Origin of the sequence: Nocardia sp. NPDC050697 (assembly GCF_040654395.1) — a bacterium.
Taxonomy (GTDB): Bacteria; Actinomycetota; Actinomycetes; order Mycobacteriales; family Mycobacteriaceae; genus Nocardia.
Genome location: NZ_JBFAHY010000007.1, coordinates 105,019 through 130,414, shown reverse-complemented (window position 1 = coordinate 130,414; position 25,396 = coordinate 105,019). Strand labels below are relative to the sequence as shown.

The following is a 25,396-nucleotide window of genomic DNA, read 5'->3' as shown; positions in this document are numbered from 1 at the left end:
ACCGGTCGAATCGGGGGGCTGTGGAAGCCGTTGCCGGTGCTTATGTTTCAGGAGTCCGGGAGTGCGGTGCGAGGGTCGGGAGGTGGCTTTGTCCGGTGGATTCGGCCGGTGGATCGCGCTGCTCGTCCGGCGGCGATTCCTGGTGCTCACGGTGGTCGTCGGCGGGCTGCTCGCGCTCGGCGGGTACGGCCTCGGGCTGCCCGCGCACCTCAGCGTGAGCGGCTGGGACGACCCCGGCTCGGAGTCGGCGCGGGCGCTGCGGCTGAAGGACGAGGCGTTCGGCCACAACCACGTCGCCGACGTGCTGCTGGTCTTCGCCGCCCCGGCCGGGAAGACCGTGGACGACCCGGCGTTCGCCGCCACCGTCACCGGCTTCCTGAACGGGCTGCCCGAGCGCTTCCCGGACCGGATCGAGAAGATCAACGGCAGCTACTGGGAGACCACCACGGGGCTCGCGGTGCCCGACGTCTTCGGCACCCCCGACCGGGCGCACGCCTTCGCCTCGGTCGCGGTGCGCGGCCGCGACGACACCGAGGTGCTGAACAACTACCGGCAGGTCGCGGACGAGTTCGTGCTGCCGGGGGTCGACCTCGAGGTGGCGGGCGCGCAGCCGGTCGCGCTGGCGCTCAACGACACCATGGCGCACGACCAGCGGCGGATGGAGCTGGTCGCCATCCCGGCGGTGGCGGTGCTGCTCTTCTTCCTGTTCGGCGGGGTGGTGGCGGCGGCGCTGCCGCTCATCGTGGGCGGGCTCACGGTGCTCGGCGCGTGGGGCGTGGTGCGGCTGCTGACGCACGTCATGGAGGTCAACTCGTTCGTTTCGCCGGTGGTGTCGATGATCGGGCTCGGGCTCGCCATCGACTACGGGCTCTTCATCGTGAGCCGATTCCGCGAGGAGCTGGCCGCGGGCCGCCCCGCGCCGGAGGCCGTCGCCCGCTCGGTGGCGACGGCGGGCCGCACCGTCGCCTTCTCGGCCACCATCGTGGTGGTCGCCTCCGGCGCGATTCTGCTGTTCCCGCACGGTTTCCTGCGCTCCTTCGCGCTCGGCGCCATGATCACGGTGGCGCTGGCCGCGGCGGTCTCGGTGACCGTGCTGCCCGCCATGCTCGCCATCCTCGGCCACCGGGTGGACCGGCTCGGCTTCAACCGCTTCCACACCCGCCGCGCCGATATCGAGCAGCGGAACAACCCGTGGGGCCGGATCGCGGGCCGGGTCATGCGCGGGCCCTGGCTGGTGGCGGTGCCGGTGGTGGCGCTGCTGCTGCTCCTGATCGCGCCGGTGCGGGAGGTGGCGTTCGGCGGGATCTCGGAGCGCTTCCTGCCGCCCGAGCACCCGACCCGCACCGCCCAGCAGCACTTCGACGAGCTCTTCCCGCTGCGCCAGATCAACCCGGTGGACCTGGTGGTGATCACCTTCGACACCTCGGTGATCGGCGAGGTGGTCGAGCGCGCGAACGGCGCGCCCGGATTGGAGGCGCCGTTCCCGGCCGCGCTGCAGGCGCAGTCGGACCTCGGCGTCTTCACCACGAACACCGTGGTCGCGGATGCTCACGATGCCGACGAGACCATCGACTACCTGCGTTCCATGCCCACCCCGCCGGGGACGACGGTGCTGGTCGGCGGGCAGCCCGCGAGCGAGCGGGACAGCGTGGACGCGCTGCTCGACCGGCTGCCGCTCATGGTGCTGCTGGTCTTCCTGATCACCACGGTGCTCATGATGGTCGCGTTCGGCTCGATCGTGCTCCCGCTGCAGGCCGGGTTCCTGAACCTGCTCGGCCTCGGCTCCACGCTCGGCGTGCTGACCTGGATCTTCGTCCAGGGCAACGGCGCGGGGGTGCTCGGCTTCACGCCGCAGCCGATCATGGCGCTGGTCCTGGTGCTGATCGTCTCGGTGATCTACGGCCTCTCCACCGACTACCAGGTGTTCCTGCTGGCCAGGATCGTGGAGGCGCGGGCCGAGGGCGCCTCCAGCACCGAGGCGGTGCGCGACGGCATCGCCCGCACCGGCTGGATCATCACCGCCGCCGCGCTCATCCTGCTCGTCGTCTGCGGCGCCTTCGCCCTCTCCGACCTGGTGATGATGCAGTACATCGCGGTCGGCATGGTGACGGCGCTCTTCATCGACGCCGCGATCCTGCGGGTGCTGCTCGTCCCCGCCGTGATGCGCATCTGCGGCGACGCCTCGTGGTGGGGAATTGGGAAACGTATCGAACCGTCGCGCAGCGGAATTGGTAGCGACCACAAAGTTCCGCGAATTCCGGTCGGGGCGGGTCATGAACACCGTTGACTACTGTCCGGGGGCAGGAGTGGATATGCCGAAGAATCTGCGACGGACGGGCGCCGTGCTGCTCGCTTTTTCGCTGCTGCTCGCCGGGGTGTGGTCGGATGCGCACGCCGAGCCGGAGACCGCCGCGGAAATCGCCGAAATACGGCCCGGCCCCGGCAGGCAGCAGCAGGTGGAGGTGTATTCCGCCGCCATGGATCGAATCGTGCGCACCGCGGTGCTGCCCGCCGCCGATCCGGAAAAACCGGCGCCCGTGCTTTATTTGCTGAACGGCTCCAGCGGCGGCTCCGACGGGAATTGGATCGACCGCACCGATATCGCCGAATTCTTCGCCGGCGAGCAGGTCACCGTCGTCGTGGTGCTGGACGGCGCGGGCAGCTACTTCACCGACTGGCGCGCCGACGACCCGGTGCTCGGCAAGCAGCGCTGGACCACCTTCCTCACCGAGGAGCTGCCGCCGCTGGTCGACGCCGAGTTCGACGGCACCGGCGCCAATGCCATCGCCGGGGTCTCCATGGCGGGCACCTCGGTGTTCCAGCTGGCGCTGGCCGCGCCGGGGTTCTACCGCGCCATCGGCTCCTACAGCGGCTGCGTGCGCACCAGCGACCCCGCCGGGCAGACGATCGTGCAGGCCGTGGTGACCACCCAGCGCGGCACCCCCGCGAACATGTGGGGCCCGCCGACCGACCCGGCCTGGCGCGCCAACGACCCGTACCTGCAGGCCGACAAGCTGCGCGGCACCGCCGTCTACGTCGCCACCGGCACCGGGCTGCCGGGGCCGAAGGAGAACCTCGCCGACGCGGGCGATCTCCCGCACCTGCTGTACCAGCTCATGTTCGGCGCCCCGCTGGAGGTGGTGGCGAACGTCTGCACCAGGCAGCTGCAGGACCGGCTGCGCGCCGCGAATATCGCGGCCACCTTCGACCTGCGGCCCGCCGGCACCCACGCCTGGGGCTACTGGCAGGACGACCTGCACAAATCCTGGCCGATGTTCGAGGAGGCGCTGCGGTGACCCGGCAGGAAGCGACCGTCGCGATCGGGGCCTTCAGCGCCTGCCTGCTCTCGGTCTTCATGCAGATGATCGACGTCACCATCGTCAATACCGCGCTGCCGGTGATCACCACCGAGCTCGGGGCCTCGCGCGCGCAGCAGCTGTGGGTGGTGGCCGGGTACTCGCTGGCCTTCGCCTGCGCGCTGCTCACCGCCGCCCGGCTCGGCGCGATCACCGGGCGGCGCCGCATGTTCCTCTGGTCGGCGGCGGCCTTCACCGCCGCCTCGGTGTGGTGCGGAATCTCCGGCGGCGCACTGGAGCTCGTGCTCGCCCGGATCGTGCAGGGCGTGGCGGGGGCGGGGATGGCGGCGCAGACCATCGCGGTGATCACCGCGACCTTCCGCCGCGATCACCAGCCCTACGCCTTCGCCGTCTACGGCGCGGTCGCCGGGTTCGCGGGGATGCTCGGCCCGATCCTCGGCGGCGTGCTGATCACCGTCGACCCGTTCGGGCTCGGCTGGCACGTCATCTTCCTGATGAACCTGCCGCTCGGCATCATCGCCATCGGGCTCGCGCTGAAGTACCTGAAGATCGGCCCCGCGCCGGAGCGGCCCCCGCTCGATCTGCGCGGCTCGGTGCTCGCCACCGCCGCGCTCTTCCTGCTGCTCTTCGCGCTCGCCGACAGCCAGCAGGCCGGGTGGCGGCTGCCGCACCTCGGCAGCGTCGCGGCGGCGCTGGCGCTCGGGGCGGGTTTCGTCGCCTACGAGCGGGCCACCCGGCGGCGCGGCGGGATCGCGCTGGTGCGGCTCGATCTCTTCGGTGACCGCGGCTTCGCCGTCGGCTCGGTGCTGGTGACGGTGTTCTTCGGGCTCTTCACCGCCTTCGTCTTCACCGTCTCCATCCTGCTGCAGGATGTGCTCGACTTCTCCGCGCTGCGCACCGGCATCGCCATGACGCCGTTCGCCATCGGCGCGGGCGCGGGCGCCATCGTCTCGCCGATCCTGGTGAACCGCTTCGGTATTCGCACGCTCGCCGCCGGGATCGCGTCGTTCGGGCTCTGGGTCGTGGTCGGCGTCTGCTACCTGCACATCACCGGCGGCGCGGTGAACCTGCTGCTGGTCTGCGGCCCGGTCTTCCTGGCCGGATTCGGCGTCGGGGTGTTCGGGATCCCGCTGCAGCCGATCATGCTGGCCGGGTTGAACGACCGCGATATGGGCGAGGCCTCCGGGCTGCTGCCGACCGTCGAGCAGATCGGCAACTCGGTCGGGCTCGCGGTGCTCGCCGCGCTCTTCTTCCGGGCGCACACCCTCGGCGGGAGCATGGTCATGCTCGGCGCCATCGCGGTCGTGGCGGTGCTGCTCGCGGGGGTCACGCTGGCGCTGCCGGAGCGCAGGGCCACCCTCGGGGCCACGCCGTGGGTGCTATCGTCGCGGTGATGACTACCTCTCCTGAGCAAGGAACGGGGGTTTCGTTCGCACACGGGGTGTGCTGATGGACGAAACCCGAATCTCCCTCTGGCTGCGCGTCCGCGAATTCGCGGTACCCGGTGCCATGATCGAAACCTGTACCGCCCGGCGGCTCGCCGGGGACTGGGCCGGGGCGTGCGCCGCGGCCGGGTTCGATCTCGACCTCGATCCGCGTGCCCTACCCCCGCCGGTTCGCGCCGATCTGCGGTATCTCGCGCCCGAGCTGCTGCGCTGGCACCTGCCCCGGATCGCCCCGGACGGGCTGCTGCGGCCCGGGCTGACCATGACGCTGGCCAGGTACGGGCCGGTGCACCTGGTGGTGCGGACCGCGCCCGCCTGGGCCGATGCCGGGCAGCGGGTGAGTCTCGCGCTGTGGGGCAGGGGTGGGGCGGGGGCGCATCCGCACCCGCGGCCCGACCGGCGGTTCCGGCTCGATCTGCACCGGCACCTGTGGGATGTGCGGCGGGCGGGGGAGTTGGGGGTGCGGTGTGGTGCCGATGTCTCATCGGCGTCCGTAATAGCCTGTGGTGCTGTTGATTTCAGGGGACAACCACCCCCCTCGGGCTGCGCGACGAACCGCTGGGCGGACGAGGCGCGCATCCTCCTCGAGGCCGACGACCGCCCGCCCGGACCCGTGCTGGTGCGGCTGGGCGCCCGCCGCCGCGCGATCGTGAACCTCTCACCCGGCGTGCCCTGCCCGCGCGGCTCGCTCACCGCACTCCCCGTCCTCCCGGACGCCGCCACCTGGACCCTCCCCGACCTCGAACTCCTCCGCACCGGAGCCATCACCCCCGACCGCCTGCACCCCCTGGTCGCCGCGGCACTCGCCCCCGGCCACCCCCCGCCCGAAAAGCCGGACGCCCCGGAGCAACTGCTGGTCGAGTGCCGAGGCGAACAACACCGCCTCGGCCTGCGCAACGGCACCCTCACCGCCCTCGACCACACCCCGGCCGAACTCCGCCGCGAGGAACTCCTGATCGCCCTCACCGGCACCCCGCTGCCCTGCCTGCGCGTCATCGACCAAGCGCACCGCAACCCGGATGCCCTCGCAGGCGTCGGGGAACGACTGCGCCACGGCGACATCGCCGGAGCGCTCGCCATGGTCGAGAACCTGCTCGGCCCCGACACCCTGCTCCGCGACGGCCCGCTCCGCGCCGAACTGGACGCCGCCGCCGAACGGCGAATCACCCACGGCCGCTACCGCGCCGGGCTCACCCCGGCCTGCCCGCCACCCCGGCGCACGGAACGCCGGACCACCCGTGCCCACCCGCGGCACGCCACCCAGCGCTGACCCCCTCCCTCCTCTCCCCACGGTGATGCCGACATGTCCCAGCTGAACGCTGCCCGCACCCTCCTCGCCCTGCTCGCCGCGACCACCACCGAACCCCGCCCCGACAGCCAACTCGACGCCCTCACCCTCGCCGTCGCCGCCGACCTCCCGGTCCTGCTCTGGGGCGAGCCCGGCATCGGCAAGACCGCCGCGCTCACCCAGCTCGCCGAGACCCTCGACCTCCCGCTCACCACGGTGATCGCCAGCGTGCACGAACCCTCCGACTTCTCCGGGCTGCCCGTCGTCGGCGCCGACCCCGCCACCGACGGCGTCCCGATGGCCCCGCCGGACTGGGCCGTCCGGCTGGTGCGCGCCGGTCGCGGCCTGCTCTTCCTGGACGAGCTCTCCACCGCGCCGCCCGCCGTACAGGCCGCCCTGCTCCGGCTGGTGCTGGAGCGGCGGATCGGCGCGCTGCGGCTGCCCGACGGTGTCCGGATCGTCGCCGCCGCCAATCCGCGCGCCTCCGCCGCCGACGGCTGGGAGCTGAGCCCGCCGCTCGCCAACCGCTTCGTCCACCTGTACTGGACGCACGACCACGACGTGGTGGTCCGCGGGCTCGGCGGCACCTGGCCGCGGGCCACCCTGCCCACGCTCGACCCCGATAGATTCGGCGAGGCAGTCGCTTTCGCGCGCCGCGCGGTATGCGAGCTACTCGCCGCCCGGCCCCTGTTCGTGCACCGGCTGCCGAGCGGGGAGACGCAGCGCGGCGGCGCCTGGCCCTCCCCGCGCAGCTGGGAGATGACGGTGCGGCTCATCGCCTTCGCCACGGCGGCCGGCGTCGGGCGGGACGTGCTCTCCCTGCTCGTCCGCGGCGCCGTCGGCGACGGCCCCGGCTTCGAGCTGCTCAGCAGCATGGACCGGATGGACCTGCCCGACCCGGAGGCGCTGCTCGCCGACCCGGGCGCCGCCGAGCTGCCGGACCGCGGCGACCTGCGCCAGGCGGTACTGGACGGCGTCGTCGCCGCCGTGCGCAAGCGCCCCGAACGCGCGCGCTGGAACGCGGCATGGGAGCTGCTGGTGCGCGCCGTCGAGACCGGACCGCCCGACCTCGCCGTCGTCCCCGCCACCACCCTCGCCACCCTGCGCCGGGACGACTGGGTGGTGCCCGAGTCCATCGAGCGGCTGGCCGGGTTGGTCGCCGTCGCCGAGCGCGCGGACCGCGCCGCCGCCGAGGTGAGCCGATGACCACCGAGAAGCTGTACTCCGCCCGGTTGCTGGCGGCCAAGGCGAGGCCCTACCTCGCCACCGTGCTCTACGCACTACACCTCGTCGAATCCCGCCGGGTGCCGACCATGGCCGTCGACCGCTACTGGCGCTGCTACATCTCGCCCGCCTTCGTCGAGCGCACCCCCGTGCCGGAGCTGGCGTCGGTGCTGGTCCACGAGGTCTCGCACCTCATCCGCGACCACCACGGCCGCAGCGACCGCTTCGCCCGCGCGCACGACCTCTCCGGCCCGGCCGAGCGGCTCCGGATGAATATCGCCGCCGACGCCGAGATCAACGACGACGCCTTCGGTGACGGGCTGGTCCAGCCCGAAGGCGCCGTGCTCCCCGCGCTGCTCGGGCTGGAGAGCGGCCAGCTGATGGAGGACTACCTGCGCCAATTCCGCCTCGGCAGGCACACCGAGGCCATGGCCTGGCTGGACTGCGGCAGCGGCGCCGACGGCCTCGACCGCGACTGGGAACTCGGCCCCGACGGCGCCGACGCCCTGAGCGAACAGGAGCGCGAAGCCGCCCGCTTCCGGGTCGCGCAGAGTATCGCGGGCCACCCCGGCACCGCCTCGCGCAGCTGGCGCCGCTGGGCCGACGAGGCGCTGCACCCGCCGCAGCCCTGGCGCGACCTGCTCGGCGCCGCCCTCCGCGCCGCCACCTCCGCCGCGGGCACCGGCGACGACTACACCTACGGCCGCCCCGCCCGCCGCTCCGCCGCGCTCCCCGGCCTGGTCCTGCCCAGCCTGCGCCGCACCCCGCCGCGCGTCGCCGTCGTCATCGACACCTCCGGCTCGGTCTCCGACGCCGACCTCGGCAGCGCCCTCCTCGAAACCGCCGCCATCGCCCGCGCCGCCGGCGGCCGCCGCGACCTCGTCACCGTCCTCTCCTGCGACGCCGCCGCCCACATCGCCGCCCCCCTCTGCCGCGCCTCCGCCATCCCCCTCATCGGTGGCGGCGGCACCGACCTGCGCACCGGCTTCACCCGCGCCCTCCGCCTCCGCCCCGACGTCATCGTCGTCCTCACCGACGGATACACCCCCTGGCCCGGCTCCCGTCCGCCCTGCCGCACCGTCGTCGGGCTGTTCGGGGCGCAGCCGCGGCAGTACTCGGAGCATTCTGGCTACTTGCCGAGCCGGCCGCCGCCCTGGGCCCGGGTCGTGCAGATCGGGTAAATGCGCCTGTCGCCCGATCCGAGCGGAACCTATGCTCGTCATATCGCGCGCCGGGGGGTGCCGCCGTGAGGCAGCTGAAGGGGGGAGCAGTGATACCTGCGTTCGACGAGGTGAGCGGTCATCTACCGCCGGGGCGATACGGGTGCAGTCTCGACGAGGTTCGGTCGGCATTGGTGCAGGCACCGGCGTTCGCCGACTCCCGGACCCGCCCGCGGTTGTTCGGTGGCCTGGTTCGCTATCTGGCGAACTGGGAAATGACGGCCGACAGGCTGAGATTCTCCGTCCCAGTGCTCCGCTGCTTCTGGATTGCGGGCAGCTTCGCCTCCGCCAAGGTCGATCCGGGCGACATCGATATCTCCCCGGTCGTCGACGGCATGGTCGCTGATCGGGCCCGCGGCAGACCCGGCTCGAAGATGATCGCCGAACTCACCCAGCACCGGGATGGAATCAAGGGGGAATATGGTCTGGAGGTGTTCCCGCTTCGCTGGTTCCCCGTCGTGCACCCGCACCGTCCGGATGCGGAACTGGATGGCGACCAGCAGGCGTACCTGCACGATCGTGGGCGGCTCGACGACTGGTGGGAACGCTGTCGGATCGGGGAATCCGACCTACCCTCGGTAGCGAGCTGTGCCAGTCGACGCGGCTACCTGGAGGTTCGGCTGTGAGCATTCGCGACCAGTTCTCCGAGTACCTGGACGGGTTCGAACCGGATCCCGACGTGAACGAGGCGGACGACGCTCCCGCTTCGTCGTTTCTTCGTGCCGCGATGCTGGAAGGCTTGCGGAGATTCGACCCGGCCGCTTCGTTACCCGGTTTCGCCAGTATCAGGCTCGTCGGCGAGCGTTTCGACAGAGGCGTGTTCGATGCGGCCGCGGCCGAGATCTTCGGTCTCATCGACCGCGAGGTTCGCGCCGCTGCTCCCGCCGACGTCGCCGACGAATTGGCGATCGGATTCCGGGAGGTTCGCCGGGGCAGCGTCCTGCTGCCGCTGGTGCCGTTCGGCGCCGACACTCCTGCCGAGGGTGAGATCGAGGTATCGGGACCATCGCCCCTTGAAACAGCCCTGGAACGGGTCATCGCACTCCACGACACCGTCGAACAGGGCGAGCAGATCGGCTCCGATTTCTCGTCGGGTCTCTGGCACCGGCTGCGGCTCCTGATCGACTCCCTCGACAAGACCGACGCCGGTGTGGAGATTGATTTGTCCGGGCACGATGGACGGCGGCGGATGTCCCGGCTGACGGAGCGAGGGCGGGTCAATGCGCGTCGCCTGCTCGAACCTGTGCCGCGGGTCGACCTCGGTATCAAAGCCGGGTTCCTGTCCGCCATCAGCCTGCAGGAGGAGTTCGCCCGAATTCAGCTGCTGCACAATCGGCGTAGGACAGAGATCGAGCGGATACCCGCGGCGATCGCGAAGACCCTGCCGTGGGACGCGTTCCTGCGGATCCAGGTGCGTACGGAGATCTCCGCGGACCGATTCGGTGAACGCAAGCGCACCGAGCACCAGTTCATCCGGCTGCTGGAACAGGAGGACCCCATCCCCGAGCTGGACGGTGGGAGCTGACGGGCCGGTGTGTGGGTCCGGCGGGCTGTGTGCACAGCTTGCGAGCTCGTCGTCCGGACCATCGAGGCGGCGTCCAAGTGCCCACCAACCGTGCGTCCAGGTGCCCACGAACCGTGCGTCCAGGTGCCCGAGATATGCGCCGCGCCGGTGCCGATGGAGGCGCTCCGGTACTCGGCCCCGTGAAGGACGTGTGCACCCCGACTTCTGTGGAACGCTGAACGTATGAACCGGCTCGGAACCGCGACCTCTCCGTACCTCCGCCAGCACGCCGACAACCCCGTCCACTGGCGCGAGTGGAGCAGCGAGGCACTGGCGGAGGCGAAGGAGCGGGATGTGCCGATCCTGCTCTCGATCGGCTACGCCTCCTGCCACTGGTGCCACGTGATGGCGCACGAGTCGTTCGAGGACGAGGCGACGGCGGCGCAGATGAACGCGGAGTTCGTCTGCGTGAAGGTGGATCGGGAGGAGCGGCCGGATCTGGACGCGGTCTACATGAACGCCACCGTCGCCATGACGGGGCACGGCGGCTGGCCGATGACCTGCTTCCTGGCGCCGGACGGGTCGCCGTTCTACTGCGGCACCTATTACCCGCGGGTGCCGCGCGGCGGCTCGCCGTCGTTCACGCAGGTGCTCACCGCCATCATCGACACCTGGCGGAACCGGCGCGACGAGGTGGATCAGGCGGCGGCGCAGGTGACGGAGGCGCTGCGGGCGCAGGCGACGGGGTTGCCGGATGCGGGCGGGGCGATCGGCGCCGACCTGCTCGATCATGTGGTGAGCGCGGTGCGGAAGGACGAGGACACGGCGTTCGGCGGGTTCGGCGGGGCGCCGAAGTTCCCGCCGTCGGCGCTGCTGGCGGGGTTGCTGCGGAGCTGGGAGCGGACCGGGGATCCGGAGACCTACGCCCTGGTGCGGCGGACGGCCGAGGCCATGGCGCGGGGCGGGATCTACGACCAGCTGCGCGGCGGGTTCGCCCGGTACTCGGTGGACGAGCGGTGGCTGGTGCCGCACTTCGAGAAGATGCTCTACGACAACGCGCAGCTGCTGCGCGCCTACGCGCACCTGGCGCGCCGGGAGCTCCCGGCCGAGCCGGGCAGCGGCGGGCAGTCGCTGGCCGCGCGGGTGACGGCGGAGACCGCCGCCTTCCTGCTGGACGATCTCGGCACCGAGCACGGCGGGCTCGCCTCCGCGCTGGACGCCGACACCCCGGTGCGGCCGGGCGAGCCCGGCGTCGAGGGCGCCACCTACGTCTGGACTCCGGCCGAGCTGACCGCCGTGCTCGGCCCCACCGAAGGAGCATGGGCCGCAGCGCAATTGGGCGTGACCACGGCGGGCACCTTCGAGCACGGCACCTCGGTGCTCACCCGGCTCGCCGAGCCGGACGACCCGGAACGGCTCGACCGGGCGCGCACGGCGCTGCGCGAGGTCAGGGACCGCCGCCCGCAGCCGGAGCGGGACGACAAGGTGGTCACCGCCTGGAACGGCATCGCCATCACCGCACTCGCCGAAGCCGGAGCGGCGCTGGATGTTCCGGCGTGGATCGCGGCCGCCCGGCGCTGCGCCGAGTTCCTGCTGCGGGTGCACGTGGTGGACGGCCGGGTGCTGCGAGCCTCGCTCGGCGGCGCGGCCGGCACCTCGCCGGGGGTGCTGGAGGATTACGCCTGGCTGGTCACCGGGTTGCTGGCGCTGCACCAGGTGACCGGGGAGCGGGAGTGGCGGGTGCGGGCCGAGCAGCTCCTGGACGCCGCGATCAGGCACTTCGCCGACCCGGACGAGCCGGGCAGCTGGTTCGACACCGCCGACGATGCCGAGACGCTGGTGGCGCGGCCCCGCGACCCGATCGACGGCGCCACCCCGGCGGGGGCGTCGGCGCTGGCCGAGGCGCTGCTCACCGCCGCCGCGCTGGCCGAGCCGGAGCACGCGGTGCGGTACCGGGAGCTGGCCGATCGCACGCTGGCGCGGGGCGCGGTGGTGCTGGCGCGGGCGCCGCGCTCGGCGGGGCAGTGGCTGACGGTGGCGGAGGCGGCGTTCCACGGGCCGCTTCAGATCGCCGTCTCGGTGCCGCCCGATGGTGATGCCGCCGAATTGCTCGCGGCCGCAAGGGCTTCCGCGCCCGGCGGGGCGGTGATCATCGCGGGCGAACGAGACTCGGCCCCGCTGCTGGCGGACCGTCCCCCGGTCGGCGACGAACCCGCCGCCTACGTCTGCCGCGGCACCGTCTGCGACCTCCCGGTCACCGGCGCCATCGACCTCACGGCGGCTCTGGCTCGCCGCTGACCGCATCCGTCCAGCACGGCGTCGGCTCACCCATGCCCCGCAGCTGAATATCGGCGAGATGAACCCAGTGCTCCCGCTCCTCGGCCGCCGCCGCCTCGATCACATCCACGCTCACCAGAATCCGCCGCGGCACCCGCTTCGCCTCACCGGTGAGGCGGGCCGCCCGGTTCACCGCATCCCCGATCACGGTGAACTCCAGCCGGGTATCGGCCCCCACATCGCCGGCGAAGACCAGCCCGCGCGCCACCCCGATCCCGATATCCAGCTCCCCGGCGGCGCGCACCTCGTCGCGGATCCGGCGCGCGGCGCGCAGCGCGGGCGTGGCATTGTCCGGCAGCGCGATCGGCGCGCCGAAGACGCAGAGCGCCGCGTCGCCCTCGAACTTGTTGACCAGCCCGCCGTGCTCCTCGGTCGCCGCGATCACGGTCGCGAGGAGCCGGTTCAGCTTGGCCACGAACTCCTGCGGCGGCAGCCCGGTGGAGAGCGCCACCGACCCGGTGACGTCGACGAAGAGCGCCGAGACCACCCGCACGTCCCCGGTCAGGTCCACACCCCGCGCCACCAGCGCCCGCTCCGCCACCTCGGCCCCGACGTGCCGGCCGAACACGTCGCGCAGCCGCTGCCGGTCGCGCAGGCTGGCCGCGAGCTCGTTCACCGAGTGCTCCAGCCTGCCGATCTCGCCGACGCTGCCCACCGGCACCCGGACATCCAGCTCACCGAGGGTGATCCGGTCCAGCGCGAGCCGCAGCGTGCGCACCGGCGAGGCCACCGCCCTGGCCAGGAAGGCGGTCGCCAGCGCGCCGACCGCGAAGCCGACGGTGGAGAGGTAGAGGGCGGTGCGCACCCGGTCCGGCGCGCCCGCGACCGGGTCGGCGAGCACCGTGATGAGCAGCAGCATCGGCATGGCCGCGGCCACCGCCCAGGTGACGAGCACCCGGGCCAGCACCGAGGAGCTCCAGTGCATGGTCGCGCCGAGCACCGCCGCCACCACCGGGATGGCGGGGCGCACCAGCCGGTCCACGATCAGGAAGGTCAGCGCCGACGACTCGAAGGCGCCGAGCGTGAAGATGGCCGTGGTGACCGCCGGATTGGTGCTGTCGGCGAAGAGCGAGAAGAGCACCGCCGCGATCACCACGCCCGGTATCCACAGCGCGAGCGCGCGCACGGTGATCGCCACCGGCAGCCGGAGCAGCGCGCGCGCCTCCTCCTCGGTGGGTTTGCGCAGGTCGTCGAGCCAGCCGAAGTGCCTGCGCCGATCCCGCACCGCGAGCACCACCCCGGCCAGGAAGCCGATGGCGGGGTAGATCGCCACCAGCAGCAGCGCCGTGCGCCAATCCGGGCCGAGCCGGCCGAGGAAGCCGTTCAGCCACATCGCCGTGACGATCACGCCGAGGCCGCTGAGGTTGGCCGCGATCACGACGACGGCGAGCCCCCAGCGGGCCTGCAGCGCCCACAGCATGAGGCGAGCGATCACGGGGTGAAACCTACCGGGTCAGCGCAGCAGGACCAGCCAGATCGCGGCATAGTGGCTGAGCGCGGCGAGCACGGTGGCGGCGTGGAAGAACTCGTGGTGGCCGAAGACCTCGGGCCACGGATTCGGCCACTTGGTGGCGTAGAGGATGGCGCCGCCGCTGTAGATGAGGCCGCCGATCACCAGCAGGACCAGCGGCGCCGGCCCGACCTGGTCGTACAGCTGCCCGGCCACCGGCACCACCGCCCAGCCGAGCAGCAGGTAGAGCGGCACCCCGACCCAGCGCGGCGCGGTCGGCCAGAGCAGCTTGAGCGCGACCCCGGCCAGCGCGCCCGCCCAGACCACCGCGAGCAGCGTCCGCCCGGTCGAGCCGGGCAGCCCGAGCAGCGCGAACGGGGTGTAGCTGCCGGCGATGAAGACGAAGATCATGGAGTGGTCGGCGCGCTTCATCCGGATCCGGGTCTGCGGGGTGCGCCAGGTGACCCGGTGGTACACCGCGCTCACCCCGAAGAGCGCGCAGACCGTGATGCCGTACACCAGCGTCGCGAAGACGGCCCTCGCCGAGATCGTGGCCGCCACCCCGACCAGCGCGAGCACGGCGATGGCGGCGATACCGACGGCCCAGGTGTGGATCCAGCCGCGCAGCCGTGGCTTGCCGAGCGCCTCGGCCAGCTCCTCGGCGGGCGACGCGGCGGCGCCGACGGTATCGGACACGGAATGCCTCCTAGTGAACTCCTCGGTAACCTACGGAACCGTAAGTTAATGGTGGCAGCAACCCTACCGGCCCGCAATCGGCGGATGCTGTGTTCATGGTCTCGAGGCGTAGGGTGACCCGGGTGGAGCTTGGAAGTCAGGTGCGGGGGTTGCCCTATCGCCTCTACGAGTCCCGGCTGTCGAAGCAGCTCGCGGGCAAGGAGCACCCCCGGCACGTCGCGGTCATGTGCGACGGCAACCGGCGCTGGGCGCGGGAGAACGGGTTCACCGACGTCAGGCACGGGCACCGCGTCGGCGCGCTGAAGATCGCCGAGCTGGTCGGCTGGTGCGCCGACGAGGGCATCGAGATGGTCACCGTCTACCTGCTCTCCACCGAGAACCTGCGGCGCGACCCGGAGGAGCTGGAGACGCTCTTCGAGGTCATCACCGACGTGGTCGAGGAGCTCTCCGCGCCGGAGCAGGACTGGAGCGTCCGGCTGATCGGCTCGCTGGACGGCTTCCCCGAGCTGATCGCCAAGCGGTTGCGCACCGCGGCCGAGCGCACCATCGGCAGGCCGGGGGTGCACGTCAATGTCGCGGTCGGGTACGGCGGCAGGCAGGAGATCACCGACGCGGTGCGCTCGCTGGTGCGCCAGGAGATCGCCGCGGGCGAGACCGGTGAGGACCTGGTGCAGTCCATCACCGTCCCCGCCATCGGCCAGCACCTGTACACCTCCGGCCAGCCCGATCCGGACCTGGTGATCCGCACCTCCGGCGAGCAGCGGCTCTCCGGATTCCTGCTCTGGCAGAGCGCCTACTCGGAGATCTGGTTCACCGAGGCGTACTGGCCGGAATTCCGCCGCGTCGATTTTCTCCGCGCGCTGCGCGATTTCGCCGCGCGGCACCGCCGTTTCGGCGTCTGAGCTGTCGGATATCTCACAATTTCCGGAGCCGGAGCCGATTGATGGTGTGATCCGCGTCCTTGCGCAGCACCAGGGTGGCGCGCGGGCGGGTCGGCAGGATGTTCTCCACCAGATTCGGCCGGTTGGTCGAGTTCCAGATATCCCGGGCCGCGACGACCGCCTGATCGTCGGTGAGCGCCGAGTAATGGTGGAAATGCGCCCTCGGGTCGGCGAAGGCGCCGTCGCGCAGCGTCAGAAAGCGCTGCACGTACCAATTCTCGATGTCCTCGATCCTGGCGTCCACGTAGATGGAGAAGTCGAACAGGTCGGAGACCATGAGCCGGGGCCCGGTCTGCAGCACGTTCAGCCCCTCGACGATCAGGATGTCCGGCTGGTGCACGCAGTGCTTCTCGTGCGGCACGATGTCGTAGGAGACGTGCGAGTACACCGGCGCGCAGACCTCGGCCGCGCCCGACTTCACCTCGGTGACGAAGCGCAGCAGCTTGCGGCGGTCGTAGCTCTCCGGGAAGCCCTTGCGGTGCATGATGCCCCGCCGGGTCAGCTCTGCGGTGGGGTAGAGGAACCCGTCGGTGGTGACCAGGTCGACCCGGGGGTGGTGGTCCCAGCGCGCCAGCAGCGCCTGCAGCACGCGGGCGGTGGTCGACTTGCCCACCGCGACGCTGCCGGCCACCCCGATGACGAACGGCACCTGGCTGTCCGGGTGCGTTTCGCCGAGGAAGGTCGCGGTCGCCGCGAAAAGCCGCTGCCTGGCGGCCACCTGGAGGTGGATCAGCCGGGCGAGCGGCAGATAGACCTCCGCCACTTCTTCCAGATCGATCTGTTCACCGAGCCCGCGCAGCCCGAACAGTTCTTCCTCGGTGAGTACCAGCGGAGTCGATTTGCGGAGTTTTCGCCATTGCTTCCGGTCGAATTCCACATACGGACTCGGCTCGCCCATTCGTGCCACTTCCCGATGCCTCCTCCGTGCAAACACGCTCCGTCGCGCGCCGGCGAGGTGAAAGTCGCCCGTCACTCCTCGCCGCACAGGCGAATTGTGCTCCGCGCCGCGGCCGCACCGCACGCGGGGTCGCGAACGGCGCCGCCCCCGCGGCGTGTTTCGCGCTAGTCTCGGCCGAATGGAAGCGCATCCGCTCGTCACCGAGTACCTGCGGCTCGGCCTCGCCTTCGACCGGCTGGAGGAGGGCTTCGTCGACGCCTTCACCGGCGACCCGGAGCTGCGCCGCGCGGTGCAGAACGCGCCCGCCCCCGAGCCCGCCGAGCTGGCCCGAAGGGCCGCGGCGCTGCGGGCCGAGCTGCCGGGCGCCGGATTGCCGCCGGAGCGCGCCGAATTCATCGACGTGCACCTGCGCGCGCTGGAGTGCTCCGGCCGCAAGTTCGCCGGGGCCGAGATCGGCTTCGTGGACGAGGTGCGGGCCTACTTCGACGTCGAGATCGCCCCCGGCGACGAGGCGGTCTACCGCGAGGCGCACCGGCGGATGGACGAGGTGCTGCCCGGCGACGGTGCGCTGGCCGAGCGGATCACCGCGCACCGGAAGGCCGACGAGATCCCGCCGGAGCGGCTGCGCGACTGCGTGGCGGCCTTCTCCGGCGCGCTGCGCGAGCGGGTGCGCGAGCGCTTCCCGCTGCCGGACAGCGAGCACGTCACCTACGAGGTGGTCGGCGACAAGCCGTGGTCCGGCTTCAACTACTACAACGGCGGCTACCACTCCACCGTCGCCATCAACTCCGACCTGCGCCAGCAGATGGCGAACCTGCCGCACCTGATCGCGCACGAGGCGTACCCGGGGCACCACACCGAGCACTGCCGCAAGGAGGCCGGGCTGGTCGCCGCCGGGCAGGACGAGCAGACGCTCTTCCTGGTCAACACCCCGCAGTGCCTGATGGCCGAGGGCCTGGCCGATCTGGCGCTGCAGGCCATCGTCGGCCCCGGCTGGGGGCTGTGGGCGCAGGAGATCTACGCCGACCTGGGGCTGCGCTTCGACGGCGAGCGCGCCGAGCAGCTCTCCGCGGCCTCGGCCGGGCTGCTCGGGGTGCGGCAGGACGCGGCGCTGCTGCTGCACGACCGGCACCGGGACGCCGACGAGGTGGCCGGGTTCCTGGAGCGCTGGGCGCTCACCACCCCGGAGCGGGCGCGGCAGTCGCTGCGCTTCCTCTCCTCGCCGCTCTGGCGCGCCTACATCAGCACCTACGTCGAGGGGTACCGGCTGCTCGGCGGCTGGCTGGACGAGGCACCCGACCCCGCCGCCCGCGCCGACCGTTTCCGCCGCCTGCTGGACGAACCGCTCACCCCCGGCGCGCTGCGCCGGGAGCTCGCGGCCGCCTGATCAGATCGGGGTGGGGCAGCCCGAACCGGCGGAGAGCGTGCAGATCAGGCTGACGAACAGCTGGAGCAGGCTGCCGAGCCCGCCGTCCTGGATGGGGGTGGCAATGAACACGATCGGTCCTCGATTCGGTGAACGGCACGTGACGGGACACGGTCGTCCCCCGAGATGCACGCCGGTCGTCGGCCGGATGTCCGCTCCGTGAATTCGCGGGCGCCGCGGGCGCACCCGCCGCAGGGTGGTGAGCAGCGGGTCCATAGAATCGGCGGGGTGACGCAGACGACCGCTTCGGTGAACACCCAGTCCCTCGCAGAGCTCGACCCCGAGGTCGCGGCCGCGGTGGCGGGCGAACTCGCCCGCGAGCGCGACACCCTCGAGATGATCGCCTCGGAGAACTTCGTGCCGCGCGCGGTCCTGCAGGCGCAGGGCAGCGTGCTCACCAACAAGTACGCCGAGGGGTACCCGGGGCGCCGCTACTACGGCGGCTGTGAGCACGTCGACGTCGTCGAGAACCTGGCGCGGGAGCGGGCCAAGGCGCTGTTCGGCGCCGATTTCGCCAATGTGCAGCCGCACTCCGGCGCGCAGGCCAACGCCGCGGTGCTGCACGCGCTGCTCGAGCCGGGCGACAAGCTGCTCGGGCTCGACCTGGCGCACGGCGGACACCTCACGCACGGCATGCGGCTGAACTTCTCCGGCAAGCTCTACGACGTGCACTCCTACGGGGTGAGCAAGGAAGACCACCGGATCGACATGGACGAGGTGCGCACCATCGCGCTGGAGTCCAGGCCGAAGGTGATCGTCGCGGGCTGGTCGGCCTACCCCCGGCAGCAGGATTTCGCCGCCTTCCGCTCGATCGCGGACGAGATCGGCGCCTACCTGTGGGTGGACATGGCGCACTTCGCCGGGCTGGTCGCCGCCGGGCTGCACCCCTCGCCGGTGCCGCACGCCGACGTCGTCTCCTCGACCGTGCACAAGACGCTCGGCGGCCCGCGCTCCGGGATCATCCTGGCCAGGCAGGAGTACGCCAAGAAGCTGAACTCCGCGGTCTTCCCCGGCCAGCAGGGCGGGCCGCTCATGCACGCCGTCGCGGCCAAGGCGGTGGCGTTCAAGATCGCCGGCACGCCGGAGTTCAAGGAGCGCCAGGAGCGCACCCTCTCCGGCGCCGCGCTGCTCGCCGAGCGGCTGACCGGCGCCGATGTCGCGGGTCGGGGCATCAGCGTGCTCACCGGCGGCACCGACGTGCACCTGGTCCTGGTCGACCTGCGCAACTCCGAGCTCGACGGCCAGCAGGGCGAGGACCTGCTGCACGAGATCGGGATCACGGTGAACCGCAATGCCGTTCCGTTCGACCCGCGCCCGCCGATGGTCACCTCCGGGCTGCGCATCGGCACCGCCGCGCTGGCCACCCGCGGCTTCGGCGACGCCGAGTTCACCGAGGTCGCCGACATCATCGCCACCGCGCTCGCGGGCGGCGAGCTGGAGCCGCTGCGGGCCAGGGTGCGCAAGCTGGCCCAGGACTTCCCGCTCTACTCCGGCCTGGAGGAGTGGGGCCTGCTCGGCTAGGGCTGTCGCCGTCGCGGGTGACCGCCTATCGTCGGTGCATGGCCGACGATCTGGAGACCACCCGCAACGGCGGCACGGCGCCGCAGTCGCTCAATGGCAGCAGCCCCGGCACGCAGTCGGTGCGCACGGTTCGCGCCTTCCTGGAGGCGATGGAGCGCGGCGCCACCGACGAGGCCGTCGCGCTGCTGCACGCCGACGTGGTGTGGAAGAACACCACGCTGCCCGACGTGCGCGGCGCGCGCCGGGTCGCCGGGGTGCTGCGCGGCCTCGACCGCCCCGCCTTCGGCTTCGCGGTCGAGGTGCACCACATCGCCGCGGACGGCGCCGTGGTGCTCACCGACCGCACCGATGTGCTGCGCTTCGGCCCGGTCGCCATCCGGTTCTGGGTGATGGGCACCTTCGTGCTCCGCGACGGCAAGATCGTGCTCTGGGACGACCACTTCAGCTGGGAGAACTTCCTGCGCGGCACCGTCGGCGGCGTCTTCCGCGCGGTGTTCTCCCGCCGCTGAACCCTCGCTACCCGGAGCGCTCGGTGAGGTACTCCAGGTAGAAGGGCCGCAACTGCTCGGCGACCTCGCCCTCCCCGGCGTGCAGGTAGTCGTCGATCAGCGGCAGCACGTAGGTGATGTCGGCCTCGCTGTCGCCGGCATTGCCCGCCGCGGCCTCGGCCGCCGGAATGCGCTTGAGCAGTTGCCACAGGTACTTCACGTCGCCGTGGCGCACCGCCAGTTTGACGGCCCGGTCGTGCAGCTCCTTGGACGACAGTGCGGCGAGATCCTCTGGTACGGCCATGCCCGCGACTTTAACCGCAGCCTGACCGAAATGCCGCTGCCAGCTCGTTAACGACATATTCACCGCCAGTCCCGCGCTACATGCAGCGCGGTGTCGGGGGTCGGCGGTAACTTCGTTGGTGCGGATCGCGTCGTTGTGATCCGTACGGGAGGTCCTGACCGTGACTGAGGCAATCAGTACGAGGGGGCCGGCACCCGGCCCTCGTGGCGGTTGACGCAAGTCGGCCTTCATCAGGACGGACCGGTCCAGCGCGATCGTTCGTGCGGGTGCCGTGCGAACACTTTAGGAGCCCACCGTGACTGCTGCACGCTCCGTTTCCGCTCCCGCGTCGTCCATTTCACCGGCTGAAGCAGATTCCCCGCGAGGGGAAGCCGGGGACGGCTGCAAGACCTTCGTCATCGACACCTCCGTCCTGCTCTCCGATCCCTGGGCCTTCACCCGGTTCGGCGAGCATCACGCCGTCCTCCCGCTGGTGGTGATCGGCGAGCTCGAGTCCAAGCGGCACCACCACGAGCTGGGCTGGTTCGCCCGCGAGGCGCTGCGCAACCTGGACGATCTCCGGTTGCAGCACGGCAGGCTGGACGAGCGGTTGCCGATCGGCACCGAGGGCGGAACCCTCCAGGTGGAGTTGAACCACACCGACCCCGCGGTGCTCCCCGTCGGCTTCCGCACCGACACCAACGACTCCCGCATCCTCGCCTGCGCGCTGAACCTGGCCGCCGAGGGCGCGCGGGTGGTGCTCGTCTCCAAGGACATCCCGCTGCGGGTCAAGGCCTCCGCGGTGGGGCTGGCGGCCGAGGAGTACCACGCCCAGGACGTGGTGACCTCCGGCTGGTCCGGGATGGTCGAGCTGGATGTCGCCGGTGATCGGGTGGACGCGCTCTACGCGGAGTCCTCGATCGACCTGGAGGAGGCGCGCGAGCTGCCCTGCCACACCGGCGTCCGGCTGCTCGGCCCGAACTCCAGCGCGCTGGGCCGGGTCACGCCGGACAAGCGGGTGCAGGTGGTCAGGGAGCGCGAGGCGTTCGGGTTGCACGGCCGCTCCGCGGAGCAGCGCATCGCGCTGGATCTGCTGCTGGACGAGAGTGTGGGCATCGTCTCGCTGGGCGGAAGGGCGGGCACCGGCAAGTCGGCGCTGGCGCTGACCGCGGGGCTGGAGGCCGTGATGGAGCGGCGCACGCAGCGCAAGGTGGTGGTGTTCCGGCCGCTGTACGCGGTGGGCGGCCAGGAGCTGGGGTACCTGCCCGGCAGCGAGAGCGAGAAGATGGGGCCGTGGGCGCAGGCCGTCTTCGACACCCTCGACGGGCTGGCCAGCCGCGAGGTGCTGGAGGAGGTGCTGAGCCGGGACATGCTGGAGGTCCTCCCGCTCACGCACATCCGCGGCCGCTCGCTGCACGACTCCTTCGTGATCGTGGACGAGGCGCAGTCGCTGGAGCGCAATGTCCTGCTCACGGTGCTGAGCCGGCTCGGCAGCGGCTCAAGGGTGGTGCTCACGCACGACGTGGCGCAGCGCGACAACCTGCGGGTGGGCAGGCACGACGGCGTCGCGGCGGTGATCGAGAAGCTGAAGGGGCACCCGCTCTTCGCGCACATCACGCTGACCCGCAGCGAGCGCTCGCCGATCGCGGCGCTGGTCACCGAGATGCTGGAGGAGTACGGGCCGAACTCCTGAGCCGCTGAGCCGGCCGGCGGTCCCCCGACGGGGACCGCCGGTTGGTGAGCGCCCCTCGCGGAAGCGGGGCCGCGCTGGGGTACTGCCCAGTTTCTGGACCGGGCATCCCCGTATCGGGCGCCGACCCGCTACCTTGTCTGCGTGCACACAGTGTTGACCGACCGCGAGTTGCTGGAGTCGCTCACCGACGAGGTGGAGCTGACCATGCACCGCCACGTCCAGATCGCCGACGGCTGGCAGCCGCACGACCTCGTCCCGTGGTCCGACGGGCGCAACTTCGGCTTCCTCGGCGGCGAGGACTGGGATGCCAGCCAGTCCGAGCTCGGCGAGACGGCCAAGCTGGCGCTCACCGTGAGCGTGCTGATCGCCGACAACCTGCCCTCCTACCACCGCGAGCTGGGCAAGTCGCTGCGCAGCGGGCCGTGGTGGCGCTGGGTCGGCCGCTGGACCGCGGAGGAGAACCGGCACGAGATCGTCATCCGCAACTACCTCATGGTCACCCGCTCGGTGGATCCGGTGGAGCTGGAGCGGCTGCGCATGGACCACATGACCAGGGGTTTCCGCCGCGCCCCGCTGCACCTGCTCGACGTGCTGGCCAATGCCGCCTTCGAGGAGGCGGCCTCCGGGATCCGGCACCGCAATACCGCCGCGCTGAACGAGAACCCGATCGTCACCGCCATCGCCGAGCGCATCGCCCGCGACGACGAGCTGCAGTCCGAGTTCTTCGCCGACCTTATTTCCGCTGCCTTCGACCTGGCCCCGGACCAGACGCTGCGCGCCGTCGCCGACCGGATCGCCGACTTCCGGGTGCCCACCGTGGCGCTGCCGGACGGCCGCAACAGTGACGATGTGCTCGCCGAGGCCGGGATCTACAACCCGGCCGACGAGAACCGGCTGGTTTTCGCCCCCCTGCTGGATCGGTGGAAGGTGTTCACCCGTACCGACCTCGGCGACGAGGGCGAGAAGGCGCGCGCCGAGCTCGCGCACCTGAAGGGCTGATGCTCGTAGTCCCGGCCGGGTAGTTCCCCGGCCGGGGCCGAGCCGCCCGGGTGGGCTCGCTCCCTACTTCTCCTTCACCCGAGCCATCGACAGCACGTCCAGCCGGCGATCAAGCTCCTCCTCGCTGAGCTTGTCCCCGATGAGATCCCGGTCGATCACCGTCTGCCGGATCGTCTTCCCCTCCTTGAGCGCCTCCTTGGCGACCGCCGCCGCCTCCTCGTACCCGATCGCCGAGTTCAGCGGCGTCACGATGGACGGCGAGGACTCCGCCAGCGTGCGCAGCCGCTCGGTATTCGCGACCAGCCCGTGCACGCAGCGATCCGCGAAGAGCCGCGAGACATTCGCCAGCAGCCGGATCGACTCCAGCAGGTTGCGCGCCATCACCGGGATGTAGACATTCAGCTCGAAGGCGCCGCTCGCCCCGGAGAACGCCACCGTGGCGTCGTTGCCGATCACCTGCGCCGCCACCTGGGTGACCGCCTCGGGCAGCACCGGGTTGACCTTGCCGGGCATGATCGAGCTACCCGGCTGCAGGTCGGGCAGCTGCAGCTCGCCGAGCCCGGTGAGCGGCCCCGACCCCATCCAGCGAATATCGTTCGCGATCTTGGTGAGGCTCACGGCCACCGTGCGCAGCGCGCCCGACGCCTCCACCAGCCCGTCCCGCGCGGCCTGCGCCTCGAAGTGGTCCTCGGCCTCGCGCAGCGCCTCCAGATCGGTGCTGCGGCGCAGCTCGGCCACGACCCGCGCGCCGAAATCGGCGGGGGCGTTCAGCCCGGTGCCGACGGCGGTGCCGCCGATCGGCAGCTCGCCGAGCCGGGGCAGCGTGGCCAGCACCCGCTCGATCCCCGCCGCGACCTGCCTGGTGTAGCCGCCGAACTCCTGCCCGAGCGTGACCGGCACCGCGTCCATCAGGTGCGTGCGGCCGGACTTCACCACGGTGCGCCACTCGGCCGACTTGTCCTGCAGCGCCAGCCGCAAATGGTCGAGCGCGGGCACCAGCTGGGTGACGACGGCCTCGGTGGCGGCCAGGTGCACCGCGGTGGGGAAGGTGTCGTTGGAGGACTGCGACATGTTCACGTCGTCGTTGGGGTGCACCGTGACGCCCGCGTTCGCCGCGATCGAGGCGATCACCTCGTTGGCGTTCATATTCGAGCTGGTGCCGGAGCCGGTCTGGAACACGTCGATCGGGAACTGGTCGTCGTGCTTGCCGTCCGCGATCTCGGTCGCCGCGGCCACGATGGCCTCCGCCTTGGCCGGGTCGAGCAGCCCGAGCTCCCTGTTCACCGTGGCGCAGGCCGCCTTGAGCAGCCCGAGCGCCCGGATCTGCGCCCGCTCCAGGCCGCGGCCGGAGATCGGGAAGTTCTCCACCGCGCGCTGGGTCTGCGCCCGCCAGAGCGCGTCCACCGGAACGCGAACCTCACCCATCGTGTCGTGTTCGATCCGATACTGCGTGTCCTCGGTCATACATTCGACCCTAGGCCGCGCTCCGGCGGGATGGGGGAGCCACGGTCGAGAGGAATCGCACAGCCCCGGCGCGGAATGTCCGGGCGCCGGGGCGGTGCCGATCAGAACTGCGGCGGGTTGGCGTTCTCGTCGCCGTCGAAGTCGACCGAGGAGTACTCGCGCAGCTTGGTGAGGCGGTGGTAGGCGTCGATCATGCGCACCGTGCCGGACTTCGAACGCATGACGATGGAGTGCGTCGAGGCGCCGCCGCCGAAGTAGCGGACGCCGCGCAGCAGGTCGCCGTCGGTGACGCCGGTAGCGCAGAAGAAGACGTTCTCGCCGGAGACCAGGTCCTCGGTGCCGAGCACGCGGTCCAGGTCGTGGCCCGCGTCGATCGCCTTCTGCTTCTCCTCGTCGTCCTTCGGCGCCAGCTTGGCCTGGATCTCGCCGCCCATGCAGCGCATGGCGGCGGCCGCGATGATGCCCTCCGGGGTGCCGCCGATGCCGACCAGGATGTCGGTGCCGGAGTCCGGGCGGGCCGCGGCGATGGCGCCGGCCACGTCGCCGTCGGAGATCAGCCGGATCCGGGCGCCGGCGTCGCGGACCTGCTGGATCAGGTCGGAGTGGCGCGGGCGGTCCAGGATGCAGACGGTGAGGTCGGACTTGTGCAGCCCCTTGGCCTTGGCCACCCGGCGGATGTTCTCCGAGATCGGCACCGAGATGTCCACCACACCGGCGGCCTCCGGGCCGACCGCGATCTTGTGCATGTAGAAGACCGCGGAGGGGTCGAACATGGCGCCGCGCTCGGCCACCGCGAGCACCGAGATGGCGCCGGGGGAGCCCTTGGACATCAGCGTGGTGCCGTCGATCGGGTCGACCGCGAAGTCCACGTCCGGCCCGGTGCCGTCGCCGACCGCCTCGCCGTTGTAGAGCATGGGCGCCTCGTCCTTCTCGCCCTCGCCGATCACCACGATGCCGCGCATCGACACCGAGCTGACCAGCTGGCGCATGGCGTCGACGGCCGCGCCGTCGCCGCCCTCCTTGTCCCCGCGGCCGACCCAGCGGCCCGCGGCCATGGCACCGGCCTCGGTGACGCGGACCAGCTCGAGCGCGAGGTTGCGGTCGGGTGCCTCACGGCGGCTCGGTGCGGGCGAAGTTGCCGTCATCGCGGGGTGCCTCCTTGGTTCGGGAAATCCACCGCGATTGTCTCATCACGACCGGTA

At 71.7% G+C, this 25,396-nt stretch carries 21 protein-coding genes; 15 read left to right on the top strand and 6 right to left on the bottom strand.

All coding sequences use genetic code 11. The annotated features are described in order from the left end of the window. The first annotated feature begins 82 nt into the window (after positions 1–82). From AB0H71_RS23905 to AB0H71_RS23865, 9 genes are all read left to right on the top strand, one after another. A complete protein-coding gene (locus AB0H71_RS23905) occupies positions 83–2,287 on the top strand; it encodes an MMPL family transporter (protein WP_357024874.1) in 2,205 nt (734 codons plus the stop codon). 25 nt (positions 2,288–2,312) lie between these two features. Continuing rightward, positions 2,313–3,296: an alpha/beta hydrolase family protein gene (locus AB0H71_RS23900; protein ID WP_357024871.1), complete on the top strand. Its 984-nt coding sequence runs from the start codon at positions 2,313–2,315 to the stop codon at positions 3,294–3,296. Next, positions 3,293–4,711: an MFS transporter gene (locus AB0H71_RS23895; protein WP_357024869.1), complete on the top strand. Its 1,419-nt coding sequence runs from the start codon at positions 3,293–3,295 to the stop codon at positions 4,709–4,711. The genes AB0H71_RS23900 and AB0H71_RS23895 overlap by 4 nt, the downstream gene beginning before the upstream one ends. Positions 4,712–4,766: 55 nt before the next feature. Beyond that, positions 4,767–6,032, top strand: coding sequence for a hypothetical protein (locus AB0H71_RS23890; protein WP_357024866.1), 1,266 nt, complete (start codon positions 4,767–4,769; stop codon positions 6,030–6,032). 33 nt (positions 6,033–6,065) lie between these two features. Then, on the top strand, positions 6,066–7,256 hold the full coding sequence (locus AB0H71_RS23885) for a MoxR family ATPase (protein WP_357024863.1): 1,191 nt from the start codon (positions 6,066–6,068) through the stop codon (positions 7,254–7,256). Then, a complete protein-coding gene (locus AB0H71_RS23880) occupies positions 7,253–8,455 on the top strand; it encodes a VWA-like domain-containing protein (protein WP_357024860.1) in 1,203 nt (400 codons plus the stop codon). The genes AB0H71_RS23885 and AB0H71_RS23880 overlap by 4 nt, the downstream gene beginning before the upstream one ends. Before the next feature lie 65 nt (positions 8,456–8,520). Next, the gene (locus AB0H71_RS23875; protein WP_357024858.1) at positions 8,521–9,120 is read left to right on the top strand and encodes a hypothetical protein; all 600 of its coding nucleotides are present in this window, start codon (positions 8,521–8,523) and stop codon (positions 9,118–9,120) included. After that, on the top strand, positions 9,117–10,019 hold the full coding sequence (locus tag AB0H71_RS23870; RefSeq protein ID WP_357024855.1) for a hypothetical protein: 903 nt from the start codon (positions 9,117–9,119) through the stop codon (positions 10,017–10,019). Before AB0H71_RS23875 ends, AB0H71_RS23870 begins: the two co-directional genes overlap by 4 nt. A 222-nt stretch (positions 10,020–10,241) precedes the next feature. Then, positions 10,242–12,296 carry a thioredoxin domain-containing protein gene (locus tag AB0H71_RS23865; protein ID WP_357024852.1) on the top strand — a complete coding sequence of 685 codons (2,055 nt, stop codon included), beginning with the start codon at positions 10,242–10,244 and terminating at the stop codon, positions 12,294–12,296. On the opposite strand, the gene AB0H71_RS23860 is transcribed toward AB0H71_RS23865, so the two are convergent. Together AB0H71_RS23860 and AB0H71_RS23855 are read right to left on the bottom strand one after the other, a co-directional pair. Continuing rightward, positions 12,271–13,770, bottom strand: coding sequence for an adenylate/guanylate cyclase domain-containing protein (locus tag AB0H71_RS23860; protein ID WP_357024849.1), 1,500 nt, complete (start codon positions 13,768–13,770; stop codon positions 12,271–12,273). The genes AB0H71_RS23865 and AB0H71_RS23860 overlap by 26 nt on opposite strands. A gap of 18 nt (positions 13,771–13,788) precedes the next feature. Then, positions 13,789–14,481, bottom strand: coding sequence for a hemolysin III family protein (locus AB0H71_RS23855; RefSeq protein ID WP_357024846.1), 693 nt, complete (start codon positions 14,479–14,481; stop codon positions 13,789–13,791). A gap of 95 nt (positions 14,482–14,576) precedes the next feature. On the opposite strand from AB0H71_RS23855, the gene AB0H71_RS23850 reads away from it, so the two are divergent. Beyond that, positions 14,577–15,383: an isoprenyl transferase gene (locus AB0H71_RS23850; RefSeq protein ID WP_357024844.1), complete on the top strand. Its 807-nt coding sequence runs from the start codon at positions 14,577–14,579 to the stop codon at positions 15,381–15,383. Between the two features lie 13 nt (positions 15,384–15,396). Here AB0H71_RS23850 and coaA read toward each other — a convergent pair whose 3' ends face one another. Further along, positions 15,397–16,329 (bottom strand): type I pantothenate kinase, encoded by a 933-nt coding sequence (coaA, locus tag AB0H71_RS23845; protein WP_357024841.1) that lies wholly within the window; start codon positions 16,327–16,329, stop codon positions 15,397–15,399. Positions 16,330–16,498: 169 nt separating this feature from the next. On the opposite strand from coaA, the gene AB0H71_RS23840 reads away from it, so the two are divergent. The 3 genes from AB0H71_RS23840 (at position 16,499) to AB0H71_RS23830 (ending at position 19,776) form a co-directional block, all read left to right on the top strand. Then, the gene (locus tag AB0H71_RS23840) at positions 16,499–17,707 is read left to right on the top strand and encodes a DUF885 domain-containing protein (RefSeq protein ID WP_357024838.1); all 1,209 of its coding nucleotides are present in this window, start codon (positions 16,499–16,501) and stop codon (positions 17,705–17,707) included. 267 nt (positions 17,708–17,974) lie between these two features. Next, positions 17,975–19,267, top strand: coding sequence for a serine hydroxymethyltransferase (gene glyA, locus AB0H71_RS23835; protein ID WP_357024835.1), 1,293 nt, complete (start codon positions 17,975–17,977; stop codon positions 19,265–19,267). A 38-nt stretch (positions 19,268–19,305) separates the two neighbouring features. After that, entirely contained in the window at positions 19,306–19,776 is a 471-nt protein-coding gene (locus tag AB0H71_RS23830) for a limonene-1,2-epoxide hydrolase family protein (protein ID WP_357024832.1), read from the top strand. A gap of 7 nt (positions 19,777–19,783) precedes the next feature. On the opposite strand, the gene AB0H71_RS23825 is transcribed toward AB0H71_RS23830, so the two are convergent. Further along, on the bottom strand, positions 19,784–20,059 hold the full coding sequence (locus AB0H71_RS23825; protein ID WP_357024829.1) for a hypothetical protein: 276 nt from the start codon (positions 20,057–20,059) through the stop codon (positions 19,784–19,786). A gap of 295 nt (positions 20,060–20,354) precedes the next feature. Here AB0H71_RS23825 and AB0H71_RS23820 point away from each other — a divergent pair, with 295 nt between their 5' ends. Both AB0H71_RS23820 and AB0H71_RS23815 read left to right on the top strand, forming a co-directional pair. Beyond that, on the top strand, positions 20,355–21,731 hold the full coding sequence (locus AB0H71_RS23820) for a PhoH family protein (RefSeq protein ID WP_357024826.1): 1,377 nt from the start codon (positions 20,355–20,357) through the stop codon (positions 21,729–21,731). Between the two features lie 141 nt (positions 21,732–21,872). Then, positions 21,873–22,730 (top strand): acyl-ACP desaturase, encoded by an 858-nt coding sequence (locus AB0H71_RS23815; protein ID WP_357024823.1) that lies wholly within the window; start codon positions 21,873–21,875, stop codon positions 22,728–22,730. A 63-nt stretch (positions 22,731–22,793) separates the two neighbouring features. On the opposite strand, the gene AB0H71_RS23810 is transcribed toward AB0H71_RS23815, so the two are convergent. Then, a complete protein-coding gene (locus AB0H71_RS23810) occupies positions 22,794–24,194 on the bottom strand; it encodes a class II fumarate hydratase (protein WP_357024820.1) in 1,401 nt (466 codons plus the stop codon). A gap of 101 nt (positions 24,195–24,295) precedes the next feature. Continuing rightward, the gene (gene glpX / locus AB0H71_RS23805; protein WP_357024818.1) at positions 24,296–25,339 is read right to left on the bottom strand and encodes a class II fructose-bisphosphatase; all 1,044 of its coding nucleotides are present in this window, start codon (positions 25,337–25,339) and stop codon (positions 24,296–24,298) included. Positions 25,340–25,396: the final 57 nt, after the last annotated feature.